The 15,783-nt window shown below is 58.2% G+C and carries 18 protein-coding genes; 7 read left to right on the top strand and 11 right to left on the bottom strand.

Annotation, left to right across the window (positions count from 1 at the left end; genetic code table 11):
- The coding region (locus tag DC363_RS17040; RefSeq protein ID WP_206749373.1) for a hypothetical protein at window positions 1-191 on the bottom strand (191 nt) is incomplete at its 3' end.
- A gap of 388 nt (window positions 192-579) precedes the next feature.
- Here DC363_RS17040 and DC363_RS15685 point away from each other — a divergent pair.
- Window positions 580-2,313, top strand: coding sequence for an ATP-dependent nuclease (locus DC363_RS15685; RefSeq protein WP_108642097.1), 1,734 nt, complete (start codon window positions 580-582; stop codon window positions 2,311-2,313).
- A gap of 251 nt (window positions 2,314-2,564) precedes the next feature.
- On the opposite strand, the gene tnpC is transcribed toward DC363_RS15685, so the two are convergent.
- On the bottom strand, window positions 2,565-3,680 hold the full coding sequence (tnpC, locus tag DC363_RS15680) for an IS66 family transposase (RefSeq protein WP_241963044.1): 1,116 nt from the start codon (window positions 3,678-3,680) through the stop codon (window positions 2,565-2,567).
- A 3-nt stretch (window positions 3,681-3,683) separates the two neighbouring features.
- On the opposite strand from tnpC, the gene DC363_RS15675 reads away from it, so the two are divergent.
- Entirely contained in the window at window positions 3,684-3,872 is a 189-nt protein-coding gene (locus DC363_RS15675) for a hypothetical protein (protein ID WP_108642095.1), read from the top strand.
- Window positions 3,873-4,019: 147 nt separating this feature from the next.
- Here DC363_RS15675 and DC363_RS15670 read toward each other — a convergent pair whose 3' ends face one another.
- The 3 genes from DC363_RS15670 to DC363_RS16740 all read right to left on the bottom strand — a co-directional run bounded on the left by DC363_RS15670 (window position 4,020) and on the right by DC363_RS16740 (window position 5,053).
- A complete protein-coding gene (locus tag DC363_RS15670; RefSeq protein ID WP_108642094.1) occupies window positions 4,020-4,226 on the bottom strand; it encodes a hypothetical protein in 207 nt (68 codons plus the stop codon).
- A 204-nt stretch (window positions 4,227-4,430) separates the two neighbouring features.
- A complete protein-coding gene (locus tag DC363_RS17365) occupies window positions 4,431-4,685 on the bottom strand; it encodes a helix-turn-helix domain-containing protein (RefSeq protein ID WP_108642093.1) in 255 nt (84 codons plus the stop codon).
- A 107-nt stretch (window positions 4,686-4,792) separates the two neighbouring features.
- Window positions 4,793-5,053 carry a hypothetical protein gene (locus DC363_RS16740; RefSeq protein ID WP_146180806.1) on the bottom strand — a complete coding sequence of 87 codons (261 nt, stop codon included), beginning with the start codon at window positions 5,051-5,053 and terminating at the stop codon, window positions 4,793-4,795.
- A gap of 85 nt (window positions 5,054-5,138) precedes the next feature.
- On the opposite strand from DC363_RS16740, the gene DC363_RS17010 reads away from it, so the two are divergent.
- From DC363_RS17010 to DC363_RS15645, 5 genes are all read left to right on the top strand, one after another.
- Entirely contained in the window at window positions 5,139-6,713 is a 1,575-nt protein-coding gene (locus tag DC363_RS17010) for a type I restriction-modification system subunit M (protein ID WP_196778443.1), read from the top strand.
- Window positions 6,713-7,564, top strand: coding sequence for a hypothetical protein (locus DC363_RS17005; RefSeq protein WP_196778442.1), 852 nt, complete (start codon window positions 6,713-6,715; stop codon window positions 7,562-7,564). The genes DC363_RS17010 and DC363_RS17005 overlap by 1 nt, the downstream gene beginning before the upstream one ends.
- Window positions 7,561-8,679 carry a restriction endonuclease subunit S gene (locus tag DC363_RS15655; RefSeq protein WP_146180805.1) on the top strand — a complete coding sequence of 373 codons (1,119 nt, stop codon included), beginning with the start codon at window positions 7,561-7,563 and terminating at the stop codon, window positions 8,677-8,679. The genes DC363_RS17005 and DC363_RS15655 overlap by 4 nt, the downstream gene beginning before the upstream one ends.
- Window positions 8,680-8,882: 203 nt before the next feature.
- Window positions 8,883-11,951, top strand: coding sequence for a type I restriction endonuclease subunit R (locus DC363_RS15650; protein WP_108642092.1), 3,069 nt, complete (start codon window positions 8,883-8,885; stop codon window positions 11,949-11,951).
- Window positions 11,941-12,678 (top strand): M48 family metallopeptidase, encoded by a 738-nt coding sequence (locus DC363_RS15645; protein ID WP_108642091.1) that lies wholly within the window; start codon window positions 11,941-11,943, stop codon window positions 12,676-12,678. Before DC363_RS15650 ends, DC363_RS15645 begins: the two co-directional genes overlap by 11 nt.
- Window positions 12,679-12,783: 105 nt before the next feature.
- Here DC363_RS15645 and tnpB read toward each other — a convergent pair whose 3' ends face one another.
- Genes tnpB through DC363_RS15620 form a run of 6 tightly spaced genes read right to left on the bottom strand, consistent with a single transcriptional unit; the run spans window position 12,784 to window position 15,779 of the window.
- Window positions 12,784-13,158 carry an IS66 family insertion sequence element accessory protein TnpB gene (gene tnpB, locus DC363_RS15640; RefSeq protein WP_196778441.1) on the bottom strand — a complete coding sequence of 125 codons (375 nt, stop codon included), beginning with the start codon at window positions 13,156-13,158 and terminating at the stop codon, window positions 12,784-12,786.
- Window positions 13,155-13,559 carry a transposase gene (locus DC363_RS16730; RefSeq protein WP_146180803.1) on the bottom strand — a complete coding sequence of 135 codons (405 nt, stop codon included), beginning with the start codon at window positions 13,557-13,559 and terminating at the stop codon, window positions 13,155-13,157. Before DC363_RS16730 ends, tnpB begins: the two co-directional genes overlap by 4 nt.
- Window positions 13,560-13,613: 54 nt before the next feature.
- Window positions 13,614-13,808, bottom strand: a complete 195-nt coding sequence (locus DC363_RS15635; protein WP_146180802.1) for a hypothetical protein — start codon at window positions 13,806-13,808, stop codon at window positions 13,614-13,616.
- Between the two features lie 8 nt (window positions 13,809-13,816).
- Window positions 13,817-14,806 (bottom strand): recombinase family protein, encoded by a 990-nt coding sequence (locus tag DC363_RS15630; protein ID WP_146180801.1) that lies wholly within the window; start codon window positions 14,804-14,806, stop codon window positions 13,817-13,819.
- A 12-nt stretch (window positions 14,807-14,818) separates the two neighbouring features.
- A complete protein-coding gene (locus tag DC363_RS16905) occupies window positions 14,819-15,016 on the bottom strand; it encodes a hypothetical protein (protein WP_158270894.1) in 198 nt (65 codons plus the stop codon).
- Window positions 15,017-15,029: 13 nt separating this feature from the next.
- The gene (locus tag DC363_RS15620) at window positions 15,030-15,779 is read right to left on the bottom strand and encodes an AAA family ATPase (RefSeq protein ID WP_108642087.1); all 750 of its coding nucleotides are present in this window, start codon (window positions 15,777-15,779) and stop codon (window positions 15,030-15,032) included.
- Window positions 15,780-15,783 lie beyond the last annotated feature (4 nt).

Here is a 15,783-nt window from a genome sequence, read left to right as displayed (position 1 = left end):
CGAACGCCCGTAGCCTTGCTGCGGGTGTTGGCGTTTGTAGACATCCCATTCTCACAGAACGACAAAATCCCGGCCAGCTCTCCCTGGAGCACGACCCGATGCCCGTTGGGCGCATCGGGGTCCGGTGTCAGGATGATCTTGTCGATCAAGCTGCGCAGTAGGTCCCCGGCTTCCGTCTGTAAGCGTTGCATCTGACCCCGGCTATGACAGCTATCTCAAGCAAACCTTACCCCATATATTGGCGCGTAGCGCCAATATAGATGTTGCTCGTGGGAGCCCTCGGCCCTGGGCGGACATTCATGCCTAACGCAGCTGACTACCGATCAGCCCCAAAGCGGACGCGATCGAAGCTGCTGCTTGAACTTTCCCCTTTTACGCTCGCGAGAGGGGGGGGAATTTGACAGTCTCTGCTTAATTTTCCACCCGCCAAATAAGACCATTCGCCAGCCATTCGCGATTGTAGACGAGAGCTTTTTCCTGAATAAGTTGTTTCGATCTACGCTTAAAGGAGGTCTATTCTGGTCTTATGGGACGCTCACCGCGCCGGTGGCTACGGACCTGAAGGGATATGGAACCTGCATGATTACATCCATCGAGATGCGGCGCTTCAAACGTTTTGAAGCCGAAAGGATCGAAGTTTCCAGAAGCGGTAATACTCTTTTGGCTGGGCCCAATAACAGCGGTAAATCCACCCTGCTGCATGCGCTGGCAGTCTGGAGCTTTTGCATGTTCGTTCTCCGCCGAGGGAAGGGGGACGAGGCGATCATGATGGGGTTCTCCGGTCAGGGCTACGGGCTCTCGGATGACGATTTTAACCCGATCAATCTGCCAGACCTAAAGCACCTTTGGTATGGGCTAAAGACGCAGATACCCGGAGAGGAAGGGTATTCCCTCACGATCAGGGTTGACTGGACGCACCCCGTGGACGGAGATCATCACCTAAAGATATCCCTGTCGCTGACCAACGACCGTCTCTTTATCCGAGCTGACGAAACTACGCTCACCAGCTGCGACGTTCTTCCGGATATCGTTTACCTGCCGCCCGTTGCCGGGCTGGATGCCAAGGAGCCCTTCGCTACGCCCGCCATGCGCCGCGCAATGCTGGGCCGCGGCTTGGCGGGGTCTGTTCTGCGCAATGTCCTTTTGGATCTTCGCCGGGCGAACGAGGTGAAACGAGCGGAATTGAAAGAGGGCAAGACGAAAATTTCCAGCAGCGACCTGAAAGAACTGCGCGCCACTGATCCTTGGGAGCGGTTGCAATCCACTCTGCGCGAGACCTTCGGCTTCGAGATCTTTATGGCCGATTACGACGAAACTTATCATACTGCGCTTCAAGCCTTCACTCAGCCTGTGGTTTATGACGAAGCAACCAAACGCTATCGGAATGCCGGGGCCAAACGTGATCTCATGGTCGAGGGAGCCGGTGCTTTGCAGTGGATTTGCGTCTATGCTTATGCGGTTAATCCAGACACAGACACCCTGCTGCTCGATGAGCCGGATGCGCACCTGCACTCAAGCCTTCAAGGTGTCCTAATCGATGCCCTTGATGCACTCATTGAGTCGAACGGAAAGCAGGTCCTTGTAGCCACCCATTCGCGCGAGGTCCTGCTCGGCGCGCCCTTAGAAAAGATCATTTCCTTTGAAAAGGCCAAGCCCAAGTATCTGGTAAGCGAGGCCGACCGGGTCCGCATGTTCTCTGGTTTGGGAGAAGTGTATGACCCCTTCATCGACCGTGTCCGGAAGACCAAAAGGATTGTGTTCGTGGAGAATGCTTCCGATCTGCGCGCCTTGAAAGCCATGGCCAATTCGCTTGGTAGTTCGCTATCAGACATAGAGGCTTATCCGACAACGGAGAGTCACAAAGACCGGCGCAAATTTTTCCAAAAGTTGGAGAAAGGTATTCCGGGAATTCGGGCCCTTAGTTTGCGCGACCGCGATGGCGTTCCATTGAACACCGTCTGCGAAAAGACGCTGCGCGACAAGTCGGATGGTCATGGGCTGGCAAATTTCGCATCCCGGACTTTCCGGCGCCGAGAGATCGAGAACTATGCGTTGGTGCCAGCCTGCATTGCCCGCACTCTCGGGTTGGAGATAACGGCAATCCGAACCTGGTGGGAAGAAATACTCTTCCTGCCCTGGTCCGAGGCCCCTCCGGCTGACGCGCCGCCAATTTTGGAGGGTGAGTTTAAGGAAGCGCTTGCGACCCGCCTAAAAGAAGCTGGTAAATCGATTGATGACCTTTGGGGGGAGATGGCCCCAGAGGAGATCCATGAAGACCTGAAGACACTCATCTCGCAGCTCCAAGGTCTTTGAGATGGCAAGACCCGGCGAACTCGCACGCTTAGCTGCGAAGTTCTTTCCTACTCGACAACGCCTCTCGGAACGGCCGATCGCCTGCGACCGGCAGCTTCGCGCGCTGTCGTGCCGTTGATGTCGAGCACAGCGAAGGTCTGGTTACCGCCCAGTCTGGCCGCCTCCATGATCCAGCCTCTTTCGAAGCAGGGCTACAGACTGGCGGTCTTTCCGGTGCCATGTCCAACGCAGGGCCTCTTCATTGTGTGTAGTCAGACCGCATACGCTCCCCTCGGGCAATGCCAAGGTAAGAGTTTGTCATATTTCGAGAGTGGCAATTTGTTCGCCAAGTTCTCAAATACCCAGGAGAAGTATGCATGCGGCTCGACGCCGTTCAGCTTACAAGTCCCGATCAGGCTGCTTATGATGGTCCAGACATCGCCGCCGCGCGCCGAACCGGCAAAGAGCGCATTCTTTCGAAGCACAGCCAGAGGCCGGATCGTATTCTCAACTGGGTTGCTATCTATTTCCACACGACCATCGGACAGGAATACGCGCAACCCATTACGCAGTTTCATCGTGTAGTTGATCGCCTCGCCAAGCACTGATTTCCCTAGGATCCGTGAACTGAGATTTTCCAGATAATTAAACAGTGCATCCACAATGGGCTTGCTCTGGGCCTCTCGAACGGCCTGCCGAACCAAGGCCGTTGCGTGGTTCTTCTGCAAACTTTTTTCAATGGCGTAAAGTGCGCGGATCCGTTCGAGAACCTCCGACGCCTCCGCTGAACCTGTACTTTTTTTAACATGTTCGAATTTCCGACGCGCATGCGCCCAACAGTAGGCGAGCGCCAAGGAGCCTCCAGCCCGTTCTTCACGCGTCAGGCGATTGTAGCCTGCGTAGCCGTCGACTTGCAGAACTCCACTGTATCCTTCCAAAATGGTCTCCGCATGTCGTCCTTCCCGTGACCCTGTAAAGTGAAAAGAGACGGCAGGGGGCTTGTTGCCTCGCCATCGCCGATCGTCTCGGCAAATCGCCCAAGCGTAGCATGTTTTTGTTTTGCCCAACCCTGGCTGCAAGACTGGGATCCGAGTTTCATCTGCAAAGAGCTTCGTGTCGGATTTAATGTCTGCGATCAAGGATTCGTAGATTGGCCTCAAAAAGTCACCGGCTTTCAGGACCAAGCGACTGAGCGTCGTGCGGTTCAAGCGAATGCCTGAACGGCCAAATATTTGCTGAATGCGATACAGCGGTAAGAAATCCGCATATTTTGCGACGAGAGCACCAACAACAAGACTATCGTCGAACCTTGTGTAGTCGAACACCCGTCCCGGGACTTTGGCCTGCGCAAAACGATCACAGTTCTGGCACCTGTACTTGGGATAGATTTCTTGGATGACATAGATCTCGGCAGGTTTATGGCTCAGTTTTTAAATAACCTGCTGATCCATCCTCACTGTGCCGCAGCCGCAGGAACAAAACTGGGCAGGGGCAGGTTCGATGATCCGTATTTCGCGGCGAAGGTGCTCCGGAAATTCAAGGCGCTGTTTGCCACGCATGCCGCGCGGTTTTTCTTTTAACGCCGCGTCCTTTGGGGCCGCTCCCTTCTGAGCATCATCCTTCTCGAATGTTTCGCCATCGTCGGTATCGCTGTCTTTGAAAGCTACATCCTCAAGGTGATCGTCTTTGCGATTGCCCTTCTCGTTACTTGGACCAAATTTGCCCCGTTAAAGGTCTTTGATCTGAGCATTTTTACGCTTCAGCTCAGCACGCAAGGTTTTGATTTCGGCCGAAGCTGTCGAGAGCTTGGCTTTTAGTTTTACGAGTTCGGTGTGGCGCTGGCTATCTGCCCGCGAGATCTCATCCGCCAGCTCTTGAACAAAGTGGTCGGCATGGCCTGCGAGTTGGGCGCACGCTTTTTCTATAATTTCCATTTCCGCTATCCCAGAGGTCAGACACGGTCTCAGCCCAAATATTCCAGCGAGACCGGAGTGAGCATGCCAATCAAACGACGAGCATTTGGCTTGACTTCTTAATTGGTGTCGGGGATAGACGAGGTGTCGCGCCGAGCGATTTTTCGAGGCCCTTGGGATTGCAGTCCCGGGGCCTCAACTCTTCCAGAGCCCTGTGCCTTTAACTCATGCACACCCTCCGTTGTTGGAAGGGTACCTTTCGGGGAAGAGTCTGTCTGGCTCTATGTCCAGCGCCTTCGCCAAAATCGTCTCGACGCGCGCGGATCTACTTTTGCCAAGAGACACCGCACTTACGGCAGAAATGCTCACCCCCGCGCGATTCGCGATCTCAACCAGCGTCAAGCCACGCAGAGAAAGCTCGTACCTGATACGGGCATGTTTTTCTCGATCAATGGTCAAATCCAACGGAATGCCTTTCATCTTCGCGAATCACTTCAAAACGAAATGACGTACCGAGAATCAAAGGTCAACATTCAAGTCGAAAACCACAAGCGTCGCCTGTCTTTCGAACGGCGCTGATGGCCTATTTACTCTTCATTTTTTGCAAGCGCAATAGTCAATTTTTCGCAAATCTCTTCACTGCTAGGAGGCCGTAATTCATATAGGGAAAAACAAAACAACACTATAATTCTCGCAAAGCATTTTGCGTGTTTTTCGCAATCTGTTTCGGCGCGGCGTTGGTCATGAACTTTTTTCTGCGACGGCATCGCTACCAGCTTCGTTGCAGCCGATCTGGCGTTCTCTACCGACCCTTCGCCCCCTCTGAGTGACCAGATCGGCAAACGCATCTCTGTTCCTGAGTCCAAGAAAGGGCTAGACCTCAATCATCTTGCGCGATGAGAATACGGGCAACTTGGCAAAGGGCAGAGCACAATGGCTATCAAGAAGAGTGATATCTACAGATCCCTTTGGGACAGCTGTGACCAGCTGCGGGGTGGTATGGATGCCTCTCTATACAAGGATTACATCCTCACGCTCCTGTTCGTTAAGTACGTCTCCGATCGAGTGGGCAAGCCGGACGCGCTAATCGAGGTGCCCAGTGGCTGTTCGTTTGAAGACCTCAAGAAGCTGCGCGGAACCAAGGACATTGGCGAAGCTATCGATACGGCCATTGCTGGGATTGCTGAAGCCAACGATCTCAAGAACGTCATTGACCGTGCCTACTTCAATGACACTGAGAAGTTCGGCCGCGGTGCCAAGATGGTCTCCACGCTGACCGCACTTATCAACATATTCAGCCGCGAGGAGCTGAACTTCAGTCGCAACCGGGCGGATGGCGATGACATCCTAGGTGATGCCTACGAATACCTGATGCGGAACTTCGCCACGGAGTCCGGCAAGAGCAAGCGGCAGTTCTACACCCCTGCCGAGGTTTCGCGCGTGGTTGCCGCCGTGGCGGGTGTCGACCGTGCCACCAGCCCCAAGCAGACCGTCTACGACCCGACATGTGGGTCCGGCTCCCTGTTGCTGAAGGCTGCCGATGCCGCCGATGTCGATCTGACGATCTATGGTCAGGAATTCGACATCACCACGCGCGGCCTCGCCAAGATGAACATGATCATGCATGGCCGCGAGGATGCCGAGATCGCCCAGGGCGATGTCATCGGTGAGCCGCAATTCATGGCCTCCGAGACCGAGCTTCAGACCTTCGATTTCGTCGTCGCCAACCCGCCTTTTTCGGCCAAAGCCTGGGGAGCGGGGCTAACCAGTGACACCAGGTTCGGGCGCTTCGACCTCGGCATGCCGCCCGACAAGAACGGCGACTTCGCCTTTCTGCTGCATATCCTCGGATCGATGAAAGCCACCGGCTCCGGCGCGGTCATCCTGCCCCAGGGCGTGCTGTTCCGGGGCAACAGGGAAGCCGAACTGCGCGAGAAGATCCTCAAGCGCGGATACATCAAGGCGATCATCGGCCTGCCGGCGAACCTCTTCTACGGAACAGGCATCCCCGCCTCGATCATTGTGCTCGACAAATCGGAGGCCTGCACCGAGCGCCCCGTCTTCATGATCGACGCCTCCCGCGGCTTCACTAAGGACGGCAACAAGAACCGCCTGCGCGAGCGTGACATCCACAAGATCACCGACGCCTACACCCGCGAGGCCGAGATCAACGGCTACTCCCGCCTCGTCCCCTATGCCGAGATCACGCGCAACGACTTCAACCTGAACATCCCGCGCTATATCGACGGCTCCGACCCCGAAGACCTCCAGGACATCGAGGCCCACCTGAAGGGTGGTGTGCCGAACCGCGACATCGACCTGTTGGCCGAGTTTTGGGACTTCATGCCGGGCGTCCGCGCCACCCTCTTCGGGCCGAACCCGCGCCCGGGCTATTCTGATCCGCTGGTCGCGCCGGAGGAGGTCCGCACCACCATCCGGAGTTCGACGCCTTCCGCGACCACGTCCATGGCATCCTTGACGGCTGGGCCGGGGAAAACGCGCCGCTGATGGATGGCATCCAGGTCGGCGACAAGCCCAAGGACCTGATTCATACCATCGCCGAGGATATGCTGACCCGCTTTGCCGACGCGCCGCTCATCGACCAGTATGAGGCCTATCAACGGCTCATGTCCTACTGGGCCGAGGTGATGCAGGACGATGTCTTCATCATCGCACACGAGGGCTGGGAGGCCGCGAAGGAATTGCGCGAGGCGCGCAAGGAGGTCGCCGGCAAGAAGGTCAAATGGCTGGAAGAGGCCGACTTGATCGTGAACAAGGTGCGCCTCGTGGCCGATGTCATCCCGCCCCGGCTGATCGTCGCGCGCTTCTTCCCCCAAATGCAGCAGGCCGTCGATGACGCTCAGACCCGGGTCGAAGAGGTGGGCCGCGAAATCGAGGAACAGGTCGAGGAACACGGGGCCGAGGGTGGACTGCTGGCCGATTCGCTGACCGAGGCGGGTAAGCTGACCGCCGCATCGATCAAGGCTCGCGTGAAATCGGGTGAGGCCGATGCCGAGGAAGCGCCTCTGCTGAGAAAGGTCGCCAAACTGATGACGGCCGAGACGGCAGCGAAAAAGGCTGTGAAGGAGGCCGAGGAGGCGCTGACCGAGGCCACGCTGAAGAAATACCCCGAGCTGACTGAAGAAGAGATCCGCGCCCTTGTCGTGGATGACAAATGGCGAACCGACATCGCCGAGTTGATCGAGGCCGAGATCGAGGCGCGGACCGAGCAGCTGACCGCCCGGGTGCGAGTGCTGACGGAGCGGTATGGGCATACGCTGCCAGAGATGTCCGACGATGTTGAGTTGCTGGGTGCGAAAGTTTTTTCGCACCTTGAAGCGATGGGCTTTGCATCATGACGGCTTCCGATCTGGTGACCAATGCCGACGTTGAGAAACCGGATGAATGGCCGATGCGCACCGCCGCGTCATTTAATCCTTTCATTACAAGCGGCTCGCGGGGTTGGGCGAAATACTATGCCGACCATGGCGATCTTTTCATGCGGATCACAAATCTTAAACGTCACAGGATCACGCCAGACTTATCTGACCGGCAGCACGTCGCTCTGCCTGCGAGCGAGAAAGAAGGGTTACGCACTGGCCTACGGCAGGGCGACATCCTGATTTCGATTACCGCAGACATCGGCATTATCGGCTATGTCGATGAAAGTGTTCCAACACCAGCATACATCAATCAGCACGTTGCCTGCCTTCGACTTCCGCCGGATCAAGTGTCACCGAAATTCGTGGCCTATTACCTGGCTTCTGCCGCCCCCCAACGGCGCTTTATCGAGATGACTGATGTTGGCGCGAAGACCGGCATCAATCTCACAACGGTTGGAAAGCTCACATTTCCCTGTCCACCTCTCAGCGAACAGGAAGCTATCGCCGAGGCGCTTTCGGATGCGGATGCGCTGATCGAGGGGCTGGAGCGGCTGATCGCCAAGAAGCGGCACATCAAGCAGGGCGCGATGCAGGACCTCCTGACCGCCAAGCGCCGTCTTCCGGGGTTCTCGGGGGAGTGGATGGAGACCACTTTCGGCCATTGCTTTCAGTTCTTGCGAACTGGCTCGGCATCGCGTTCCCAACTTGGGAGCAACCTCGGCGTCGGCTACATCCACTACGGCGATATTCACGGAATGACGTCCGCGGTTTTGGACCTGTCCCGGACCCGGCTTCCCGAAATCGTGCCAGCGCAGGTGGCATCGCTGTCGCGAGTCCAAGATGGTGATTTGGTGATTGCAGACGCATCAGAGGATGTCGCGGATGTCGGTAAGTCTGTCGAGGTTCGTGGTGCTGAAAGTGCTGACATCGTCGCAGGGCTGCACACATTCCTTCTTCGAGGCAATCCCAAAATCGTGGCGGATGGCTTCAAAGCCTACATCCAATTCCTGCGTGATGTGCGGGCCGGGATCGAGAGTATTGCAACCGGGTCTTCTGTCTACGGCATTTCTAAAAAAATCTCGCAGGATTGAAGTTCCGCGTGCCACCGGTGGACGAACAAGCCGCAATTGCACAGATTTTCGCGGACATGGACGCCGAAATTCAGCCCCTCGAAGCCCGCCTCGAAAAAGCGCGGCAGGTGAAGGAGGGCATGATGCAGAACCTTCTGACCGGACGGATCAGGCTGGTCTGACGATATTTTTCAACGAGTATTTTCCAGAACGGAGGGGGCCCCATGAGCAAGATCGGCGAGGCGGAACGCAAGGCGCAGAACCGGGTCATCGACCTGCTCAGCGCACACCAGACCGACACCCCCGGCAGCCTCGGCTGGCGCTACCTCGGCGATTGGCAAAAGCGTGATGGCAACGCCAATATAGAGGAGGAGCTGCTGCGGCCTTGGCTCCTCTCCCGCGGCTACGCACCCGAGATCGTCACTCAAGCCATCACCCTCCTGAAACGCGAGGCGCGGATGGAGGGCACGAAGCTCTATGAGGCCAACCAGAGCTTTTACGAGATGCTCCGCTATGGCGTGGCCGTCGCCCCCGGCCCCGGCGAGGCCCCCGTCACCGTCCGCTTCATCGACTGGGCCGATCCCGCCGCCAATGACATGGGCGTCGCCGAAGAGGTCGCCATCAAGGGCAAGGCCGCCAAGGCCTGGAACAAGCGCCCCGATCTGGTGCTCTACGTCAACGGCATTGCGCTTGGCACCGTGGAGCTGAAGAAATCCACCGTGGGCGTTGGCGAAGGCATCCGCCAGACCCTCGACAACCAGCGGCCCGAGTTCATCCGGCATTTCTTCACCACCGTGCAGATCACCTTCGCCGGCAATGACAGCGAGGGGTTGCGCTATGCCCCGATCCAGACGCCGCAGCCCTATTGGCTGACCTGGAAGGAAGACAGCGAGATCACCGCCCGCCTTGATCGCGATGTGACGCAGTTGATGGCTTCAGAGCGGTTTCTGGAGATCATCCACGACTTCACCCTGTTCGACGCCGGCATCAAGAAGATCGCCCGCCCGAACCAGTATTTCGCCGTGAAGGCCGCGCAGGACCGTGTGCGCGACAAGCAAGGCGGGATCATCTGGCAGACCCAAGGCTCGGGCAAGAGCCTGATCATGGTCATGCTGGCCCGCTGGATCCGGGAGGCACTGCCGGATGCGCGTATCCTGGTGGTCACCGACCGCAAGGAGTTGGACAGTCAGATCGAGGATGTCTTCGGCAATACCGGCGACAAGGTGCGCCGCGCCCGCTCCGGCAACGACTTGATGGCGGCGCTGGCAGACCCGACCGACCGGGTCATCTGCTCGCTCGTCCACAAGTTCGGCAAGCGCGAAGAGGGCGAGATAGAGGGTCTGATTACGGACATCCAGAACGCCAATATCGGCGCGCCCGTCGGCGAGTTCTTCGTCTTCATTGACGAGGCGCACCGCACCCAGTCCGGCAAGCTCGCCAAAGCGATGCGCAAGGTGTTGCCCGAGGCAATGTTCGTGGGCTTCACCGGCACGCCGCTTCTTAAATCCGACAAGGGCACGTCGCTGGAAACCTTCGGCCCCTATATCGGCACCCCCTACCGGTTCGACGAGGCGGTCGAGGATGGCGTGGTGCTGGACCTGCGCTATGAGGCGCGCGACATCGACCAGCGGATCAGCGCACCAGATAAGATCGACGCCTGGTTCGAAGCCAAAACAAAAGGCCTGACCCCGATCGCCAAGGCAACGCTGAAGCAGCGGTGGGGCACCTTGCAGCGGGTGCTGTCGAGCCGTGACCGGCTGGAGCAGATCGCCAACGACATCATCATGGATATGGAGATGAAGCCCCGCCTGAGCGCGGGCATGGGCAACGCCATGCTGGTGGCCGGGTCAATCCCAGAGGCCTGCAAATTCTTCGAGACATTCCGCAAATCCGGCTCGGTGCTGGCCGACAAATGCGCCATCGTGACCTCCTACAAGCGCGCGGCACCCGAGATCACCGGCGAAGAAACCGGCATGGGTGAGACCGAGAGGCAGTATGTTCACCGGGTCTATACCGACCTGCTGGGCGACACCTCCGAGGAGGATTACGAGGACGAGGCGCTGCGGCTGTTCAAGAAGGAGCCCGGCCGCACGAAGCTGTTGATCGTGGTCAGCCGCCTGCTGACCGGCTTCGACGCGCCCACGGCCACCTATATCTATATCGACAAGCAGATGCGCGATCATGGCCTGTTCCAGGCGATCTGCCGGGTGAACCGGCTGGACGGCGATGACAAGGATTTCGGCTATATCGTCGACTACAAGGACCTGTTCCGGAACATCGAAAGCGCCGTGGACGACTACACCTCGGAAGCCTTCGATGCCTTCGACAAGGAAGACGTGGAGGGCCTGATCACTGATCGCGCCAAACAGGCGGATCAGGATTTGCGCACCGCGCGCGACGCTTGGCTGGGCCTCATGGATGGCGTCGAGCAGCCGAAATCACTTGAAGATTGCTTTACCTATTTCTCGAGCCCGCAAGGCATCGACAACGACCCGGACGCCGAGGAGAAGACGCGGCGGCGTCAGGCGCTCTACAAGATTTCGGGCCGCTACGCCCGCGTCTATGCCAACATCGCCGCCGAGCCCGAGGGCTCAAGCTTCAACGATCTGGAACTGGGCGAGTTTCGGCGTGAGGTGGAGCGAGCGATCGGGATCAGGGATGCCGTTCGCTTGCACAGCGCCGATGCGGTCGACATGAAGCTCTACGAGCCTGCCATGCGGCACCTGATCGACAATTACATCCGCGCCGAAGATTCAGAGATTATCTCTCACCTCGACGATATCAGCCTGGTCGACCTCGTTCTCAGCAAGGGCGCTGCGGCCGTGGATGACCTGCCGCCCGCGGCAAAGCGCAAGCGCGAGAACGTGGCCGAGGCTATCGAGAACAACGTGCGAAAGCTGATCATCGAGGAGATGCCGGTCAACCCGCGTTTCTACGAGAAAATGTCAGACTTGCTGACGGACCTCATTTGTCAGCGCAGAGACGATGCTATCGAATATGCCGAATATCTCGAGCGCATCGCAGCCCTGGTGAAGGACGCGAAGAGCGGCCACGGCAGGCAATATCCCGAGGCGATCACGACCCCGGGCAAAAAGGCGCTCTATGACAACCTCGATTGCGATGAGGCTTTGGCACTGGAGGTCGACCGTGCCGTGCGCGACACCGCGCCTTTCGGCTGGCGGGGCACTGCTATGAAGGAGCGGAGGGTTCGGCGCTGCCTCGAGCAAGTTCTGGCTGATCCCGACGCAGTCGAACGGATCTTTGAAATCCTGAAGAACCAGCATGAATACTGAAACCTCACAGATCGGCGGCATCGAGGTTGAAATCGTGCACAAGGCGATCAAGAATCTGCATATTGGCTGCTACCCCCCTGAGGGCCGCGTCAGGATCGCGGCGCCGCACGGGGTTAGTGACGAGGCCATCCGCGTTGCCGTCCTGACCAGGATGCAGTGGATCAAGCGCAAGCAAACCCAGTTTCGGAAACAGGAGCGTCAGGCGGAACGCCGGTTCGTGTCGGGCGAAACACATCATCTGTTCGGCAGAGCGCTTCGTCTCGACGTTCAACGGTGGGACAAGAAGGTCCATCGGATCCTCCGGCAGGGTAGTGATCGGCTGGCCATGAAGGTGCCGGGCGACGGCACGACCGAACAGATGCGGCGCTGGATGGATGCCTGGTTGAAAGCCAGGTTACGGACCTACTCGGCTCCCCGGATATCGTTCTGGGCAAACCGCCTGGACCGTCACCCCGAGAAATGGGGCATCAGGCCGATGAAGACGAAATGGGGCAGCTGCGATCCTGAAAAGCGGATCATTTGGCTGAATTCAGAACTCGCGAAGAAGCCTGAGCGCATGATCGACTATGTTATTCTGCATGAGCTTGCTCATCTGATATCGCCGAACCATGATAAGCGTTTCATCAAAATCCTTGACGACAATATGCCGAAGTGGCGCAGCATACGCGATGAGCTTAATCAGTATCCGCTTCCCGCGTGGGAAGATCCGAAAGCTTTGGCGCGTTAACCGATATGCGATCGCCGCAGGTGTTTGGCAAGTTGCATTTCAGAGTGATCGGCGGTCTGCCAGATGAATAAGCGCTTGCTTTGAATGAAAGGGATAGTTGCCACCTCACTCGACCTCGGCACTTGATTTTTCGAAAAAGGTGGGGTGGTGATAGGCAGCCGAGACGACGCGGCGCCAGTCAATCCCTTCAAAGAGAGCTTCGAACTGTGCCTTCGTCAGGGTCATAGTTCCCTCTGAGAGTTTGGGCCAGACGAAGCCTGCGCCTTCAATGCGCTTGTAGATCATCACCAAGCCAGTGCCGTCCCACATAAGGATCTTGATCTTGTCCCGTCCCTTTGAGCGGAAGACGAAGAACGCACCAGAAAAAGGATCGAGTTCAAAATTGGTCATGACGTAATTGGCCAAGCCATCCATCCCCTTTCGGAAGTCGACGGGGTGAGTGGCCAGATAGATTCGATAGCTGCTGGACGGCGCAATCACTGGCACTGTCCCGCAACACGGATCAGTTTCAAAAGGTCGGCTTCGTCGATGGACAAGGGAAACTGAAGGCAGATACCACCCACATACAGATGGGCGGAGCAAGTCGATCCATTGACGGGAGCAGTCGTTGGTAACGCAGCCGGAACGGCCCTCTGATCGACTGACACCTGCGTGAAGGCTGAGCCCTCGACAGAGATCTTCTCTCCGCGTTCGCGCCGATCAGCCACCCACCATTTCCTCACGAGGCATTCATGCGCTCCCAATTCGGCCGCCACCTCGCCTGGAGACACGCCGTCTTCTCGAAGCCTTCTCGTTGCTTCTCGCTTGAGTGCGTTCGGCCAAATTCTCTTGCCGGAAGGGGATGTTCCGATCTTAAAACCCCAGACTTCACGTTCTGCCATAGTCGCCTCCGATTATCTTGCGGATGCAGATTAGCCGAAGAGAAGCGGTCAGTTTTAGAGCGCAATCAGGGGGTCAGATGCAACGCTTACTTCCGTCTTGAGCGCCGGATCGTTGAGGCTGGATACCAGATCCTCGACCTGCCAGCGAAACTGATTGGCAAGACCAGGATGCAGCAGAACCGTATTCTCTTCGGTGTGGGCCGCGATGGTGCCTTCCAGCTCAGCCTTGCGGGCTTCGAGCGCATCCATTTTCTCCTTCATGCTCGCCTGAAACATGCCCTGCGCAAACGCTTCAACGATATTGTCGATCTCACGCGTAATCTGGGCGAGGTCCTGTTCGGCTTGGTCGCAGGCCGCTTGGGCGGCGCGCCGTTCTTTGCGGCTTTCGGCCTGATAGGTCTCCACAAGGTCGAGGTCATCTCGGGCGTCATCAGGCGCTCGCGTAGACCGCACAACACGCGCTCCTCGAGGTCGAGCCGTTTGATCGTCTTGCGGTTCTGGCAGGTGCCGCGGTTGCGCGCGGCAGAACATCCCATCCGATCGGCACTGATCATGATATAGCCCGCACCGCAGTTTCCACATTCGGCAGTCCCCGACAGCAGGTAACGCGCGCGGCGGCCATTGTGCGCTTGCGGGCCATCACCGTCACAGCGGGCCTCAAGGATCGCGCTGCGCGTGGCGCCCTGACGTTCCTTGACCGCGTCCCAGAGTTCTTCATCAATAATACGCAGCTCGGGTACCGGCTCGCGCAGCCAAGTCTCCGCTGGGTTCGGGAGTGCTTGGCGCTTGCCCGATTGTGGGCATTTGACGAAGCGTTGGCGATTCCAGATCCTTTCTCCGATATAGAGATCGTTGTTCAGGATCCCTGTACCTCGCTTCCAGTTTCCAGAAATGGTTGAGAACGACCACGTTGGCGCGCGTGGGGCAGGGACACCTACTTCGTTCAATGCAGTGGCGATGCGCCGCGCACTGAGGCCAGCCGCGTAGTCGGTAAAGATCCGACGGATGATCTCGGCCTCTGTTTCATTGATGACAAGGTCCCCGGTGGTGAAGGTGCCGTCGGGCAGGGGGCTGCGATTGATATCATAGCCGTAGCTCTTACCTCCTGCTGACTTGCCGGCCTTCACACGGCCCTCTAGACCGCGGTGCGTCCGTGCCAACGGGGACGTCGCCATCGGCGTGTAGATCAGACTGCTCTCCCCAAGCCTCCACTGATATTCCTGCGCCATATGCAGTGCGGTAGCCAACTCAAGGTCGCTTTACGGCCAGAAACCAGACCCGGAGGAGATATCGCCGATCAGGAGCTGTTCGGCGGCGCGGCCGGCCATGAGACAGACGAGTTCTGCCTTGATGATATCGGCGGTGTAGCTTGTGCGGGCGGGGCGTAGGACCTCGGCGCCTGTAGGGGTGATGCGAGCACGAACGGGCAGGGCGAGGTCGAGGACCGCGGCGGCCACGATATGACCCGCCTCATGGGCAGCGATTCGGCGGAGATGCTTTGCGCAAACCGGCGGGGCGTGGTCTGCAACTGTCTGGTGGAGGTGCTCTGCGGTCAGGGATGTTCGCGCCCGTCGCGCGGGCCTTTGCGTCTTGGGCGATGTGGGCGAGATCTGCGCCGGATTTGCCGAGAAGGGTTGTGACAATAGCCTCTTCGACCTCGATCTCCGTGCCGAAGTGATGCGCCAGGATATCGCGGACACCGGCCTTGTCCGGCATCGGCACACGCAGCGTCATATCGAAGCGCCCCGCCCTCAGGATCGCCGGGTCGATGTGGTCCAGGTGGTTCGTTGCGGCGATGACAATGACGCCTTCGGCCGCGTTCAACCGGGTGAGCTGTTGCAGCAGGTCATTGATGACAGCGGTCATGTAGCGGCTGTTCCCCGAGCTTGGATCTCGGGTTCGCGTGCCGAAGCTGTCGAGCTCGTCGAAGAAGATCACTGACGGCGCCCGAGCCATAGCTTCGGCCACGACCATCGCCATGGCCTTCAAGTAGTCGCCCAAGTGGCCTGCGGCTTGCAGGTCAGTGTAGGAGGTGGCGATAAAGTGCGCCCCCGCTGATCCCGCGAGTGCTTCGGCCAGCATGGTTTTGCCCGTCCCCGGTGGGCCGTGCAGCAGGACGCTGTCGCTGACATCTTTCGAGCGGACGCAGTCAGCTTTCCAGTCGGACAGGTCGGCGATGATGTCGTGCAGTTGGGTGCAGACTTCGGGGAGCCCCTTCACGTCG

Origin of the sequence: Thalassorhabdomicrobium marinisediminis, assembly GCF_003072065.1 — a bacterium.
GTDB lineage: Bacteria > Pseudomonadota > Alphaproteobacteria > Rhodobacterales > Rhodobacteraceae > Octadecabacter > Octadecabacter marinisediminis.
The sequence above is the reverse complement of the archived record's forward strand: the minus strand, read 5'-3'. Positions and strand labels throughout refer to the sequence as shown.

What these genes read in the sequence shown, in the direction of transcription:
- DC363_RS15635 (WP_146180802.1), bottom strand. Translation starts at nt 13,808, where the DNA reads ATGGATGCGCTCGAAGCCCGCAAGGCTGAGCTGGAAGGCACCATCGCG.
- DC363_RS15650 (WP_108642092.1), top strand. Translation starts at nt 8,883, where the DNA reads ATGAGCAAGATCGGCGAGGCGGAACGCAAGGCGCAGAACCGGGTCATC.
- DC363_RS17005 (WP_196778442.1), top strand. Translation starts at nt 6,713, where the DNA reads ATGGATGGCATCCAGGTCGGCGACAAGCCCAAGGACCTGATTCATACC.
- DC363_RS15645 (WP_108642091.1), top strand. Translation starts at nt 11,941, where the DNA reads ATGAATACTGAAACCTCACAGATCGGCGGCATCGAGGTTGAAATCGTG.
- DC363_RS16730 (WP_146180803.1), bottom strand. Translation starts at nt 13,559, where the DNA reads ATGGCAGAACGTGAAGTCTGGGGTTTTAAGATCGGAACATCCCCTTCC.
- DC363_RS17010 (WP_196778443.1), top strand. Translation starts at nt 5,139, where the DNA reads ATGGCTATCAAGAAGAGTGATATCTACAGATCCCTTTGGGACAGCTGT.
- DC363_RS15685 (WP_108642097.1), top strand. Translation starts at nt 580, where the DNA reads ATGATTACATCCATCGAGATGCGGCGCTTCAAACGTTTTGAAGCCGAA.
- DC363_RS15655 (WP_146180805.1), top strand. Translation starts at nt 7,561, where the DNA reads ATGACGGCTTCCGATCTGGTGACCAATGCCGACGTTGAGAAACCGGAT.
- DC363_RS15670 (WP_108642094.1), bottom strand. Translation starts at nt 4,226, where the DNA reads ATGGAAATTATAGAAAAAGCGTGCGCCCAACTCGCAGGCCATGCCGAC.
- DC363_RS16740 (WP_146180806.1), bottom strand. Translation starts at nt 5,053, where the DNA reads ATGCGTTTGCCGATCTGGTCACTCAGAGGGGGCGAAGGGTCGGTAGAG.
- DC363_RS17365 (WP_108642093.1), bottom strand. Translation starts at nt 4,685, where the DNA reads ATGAAAGGCATTCCGTTGGATTTGACCATTGATCGAGAAAAACATGCC.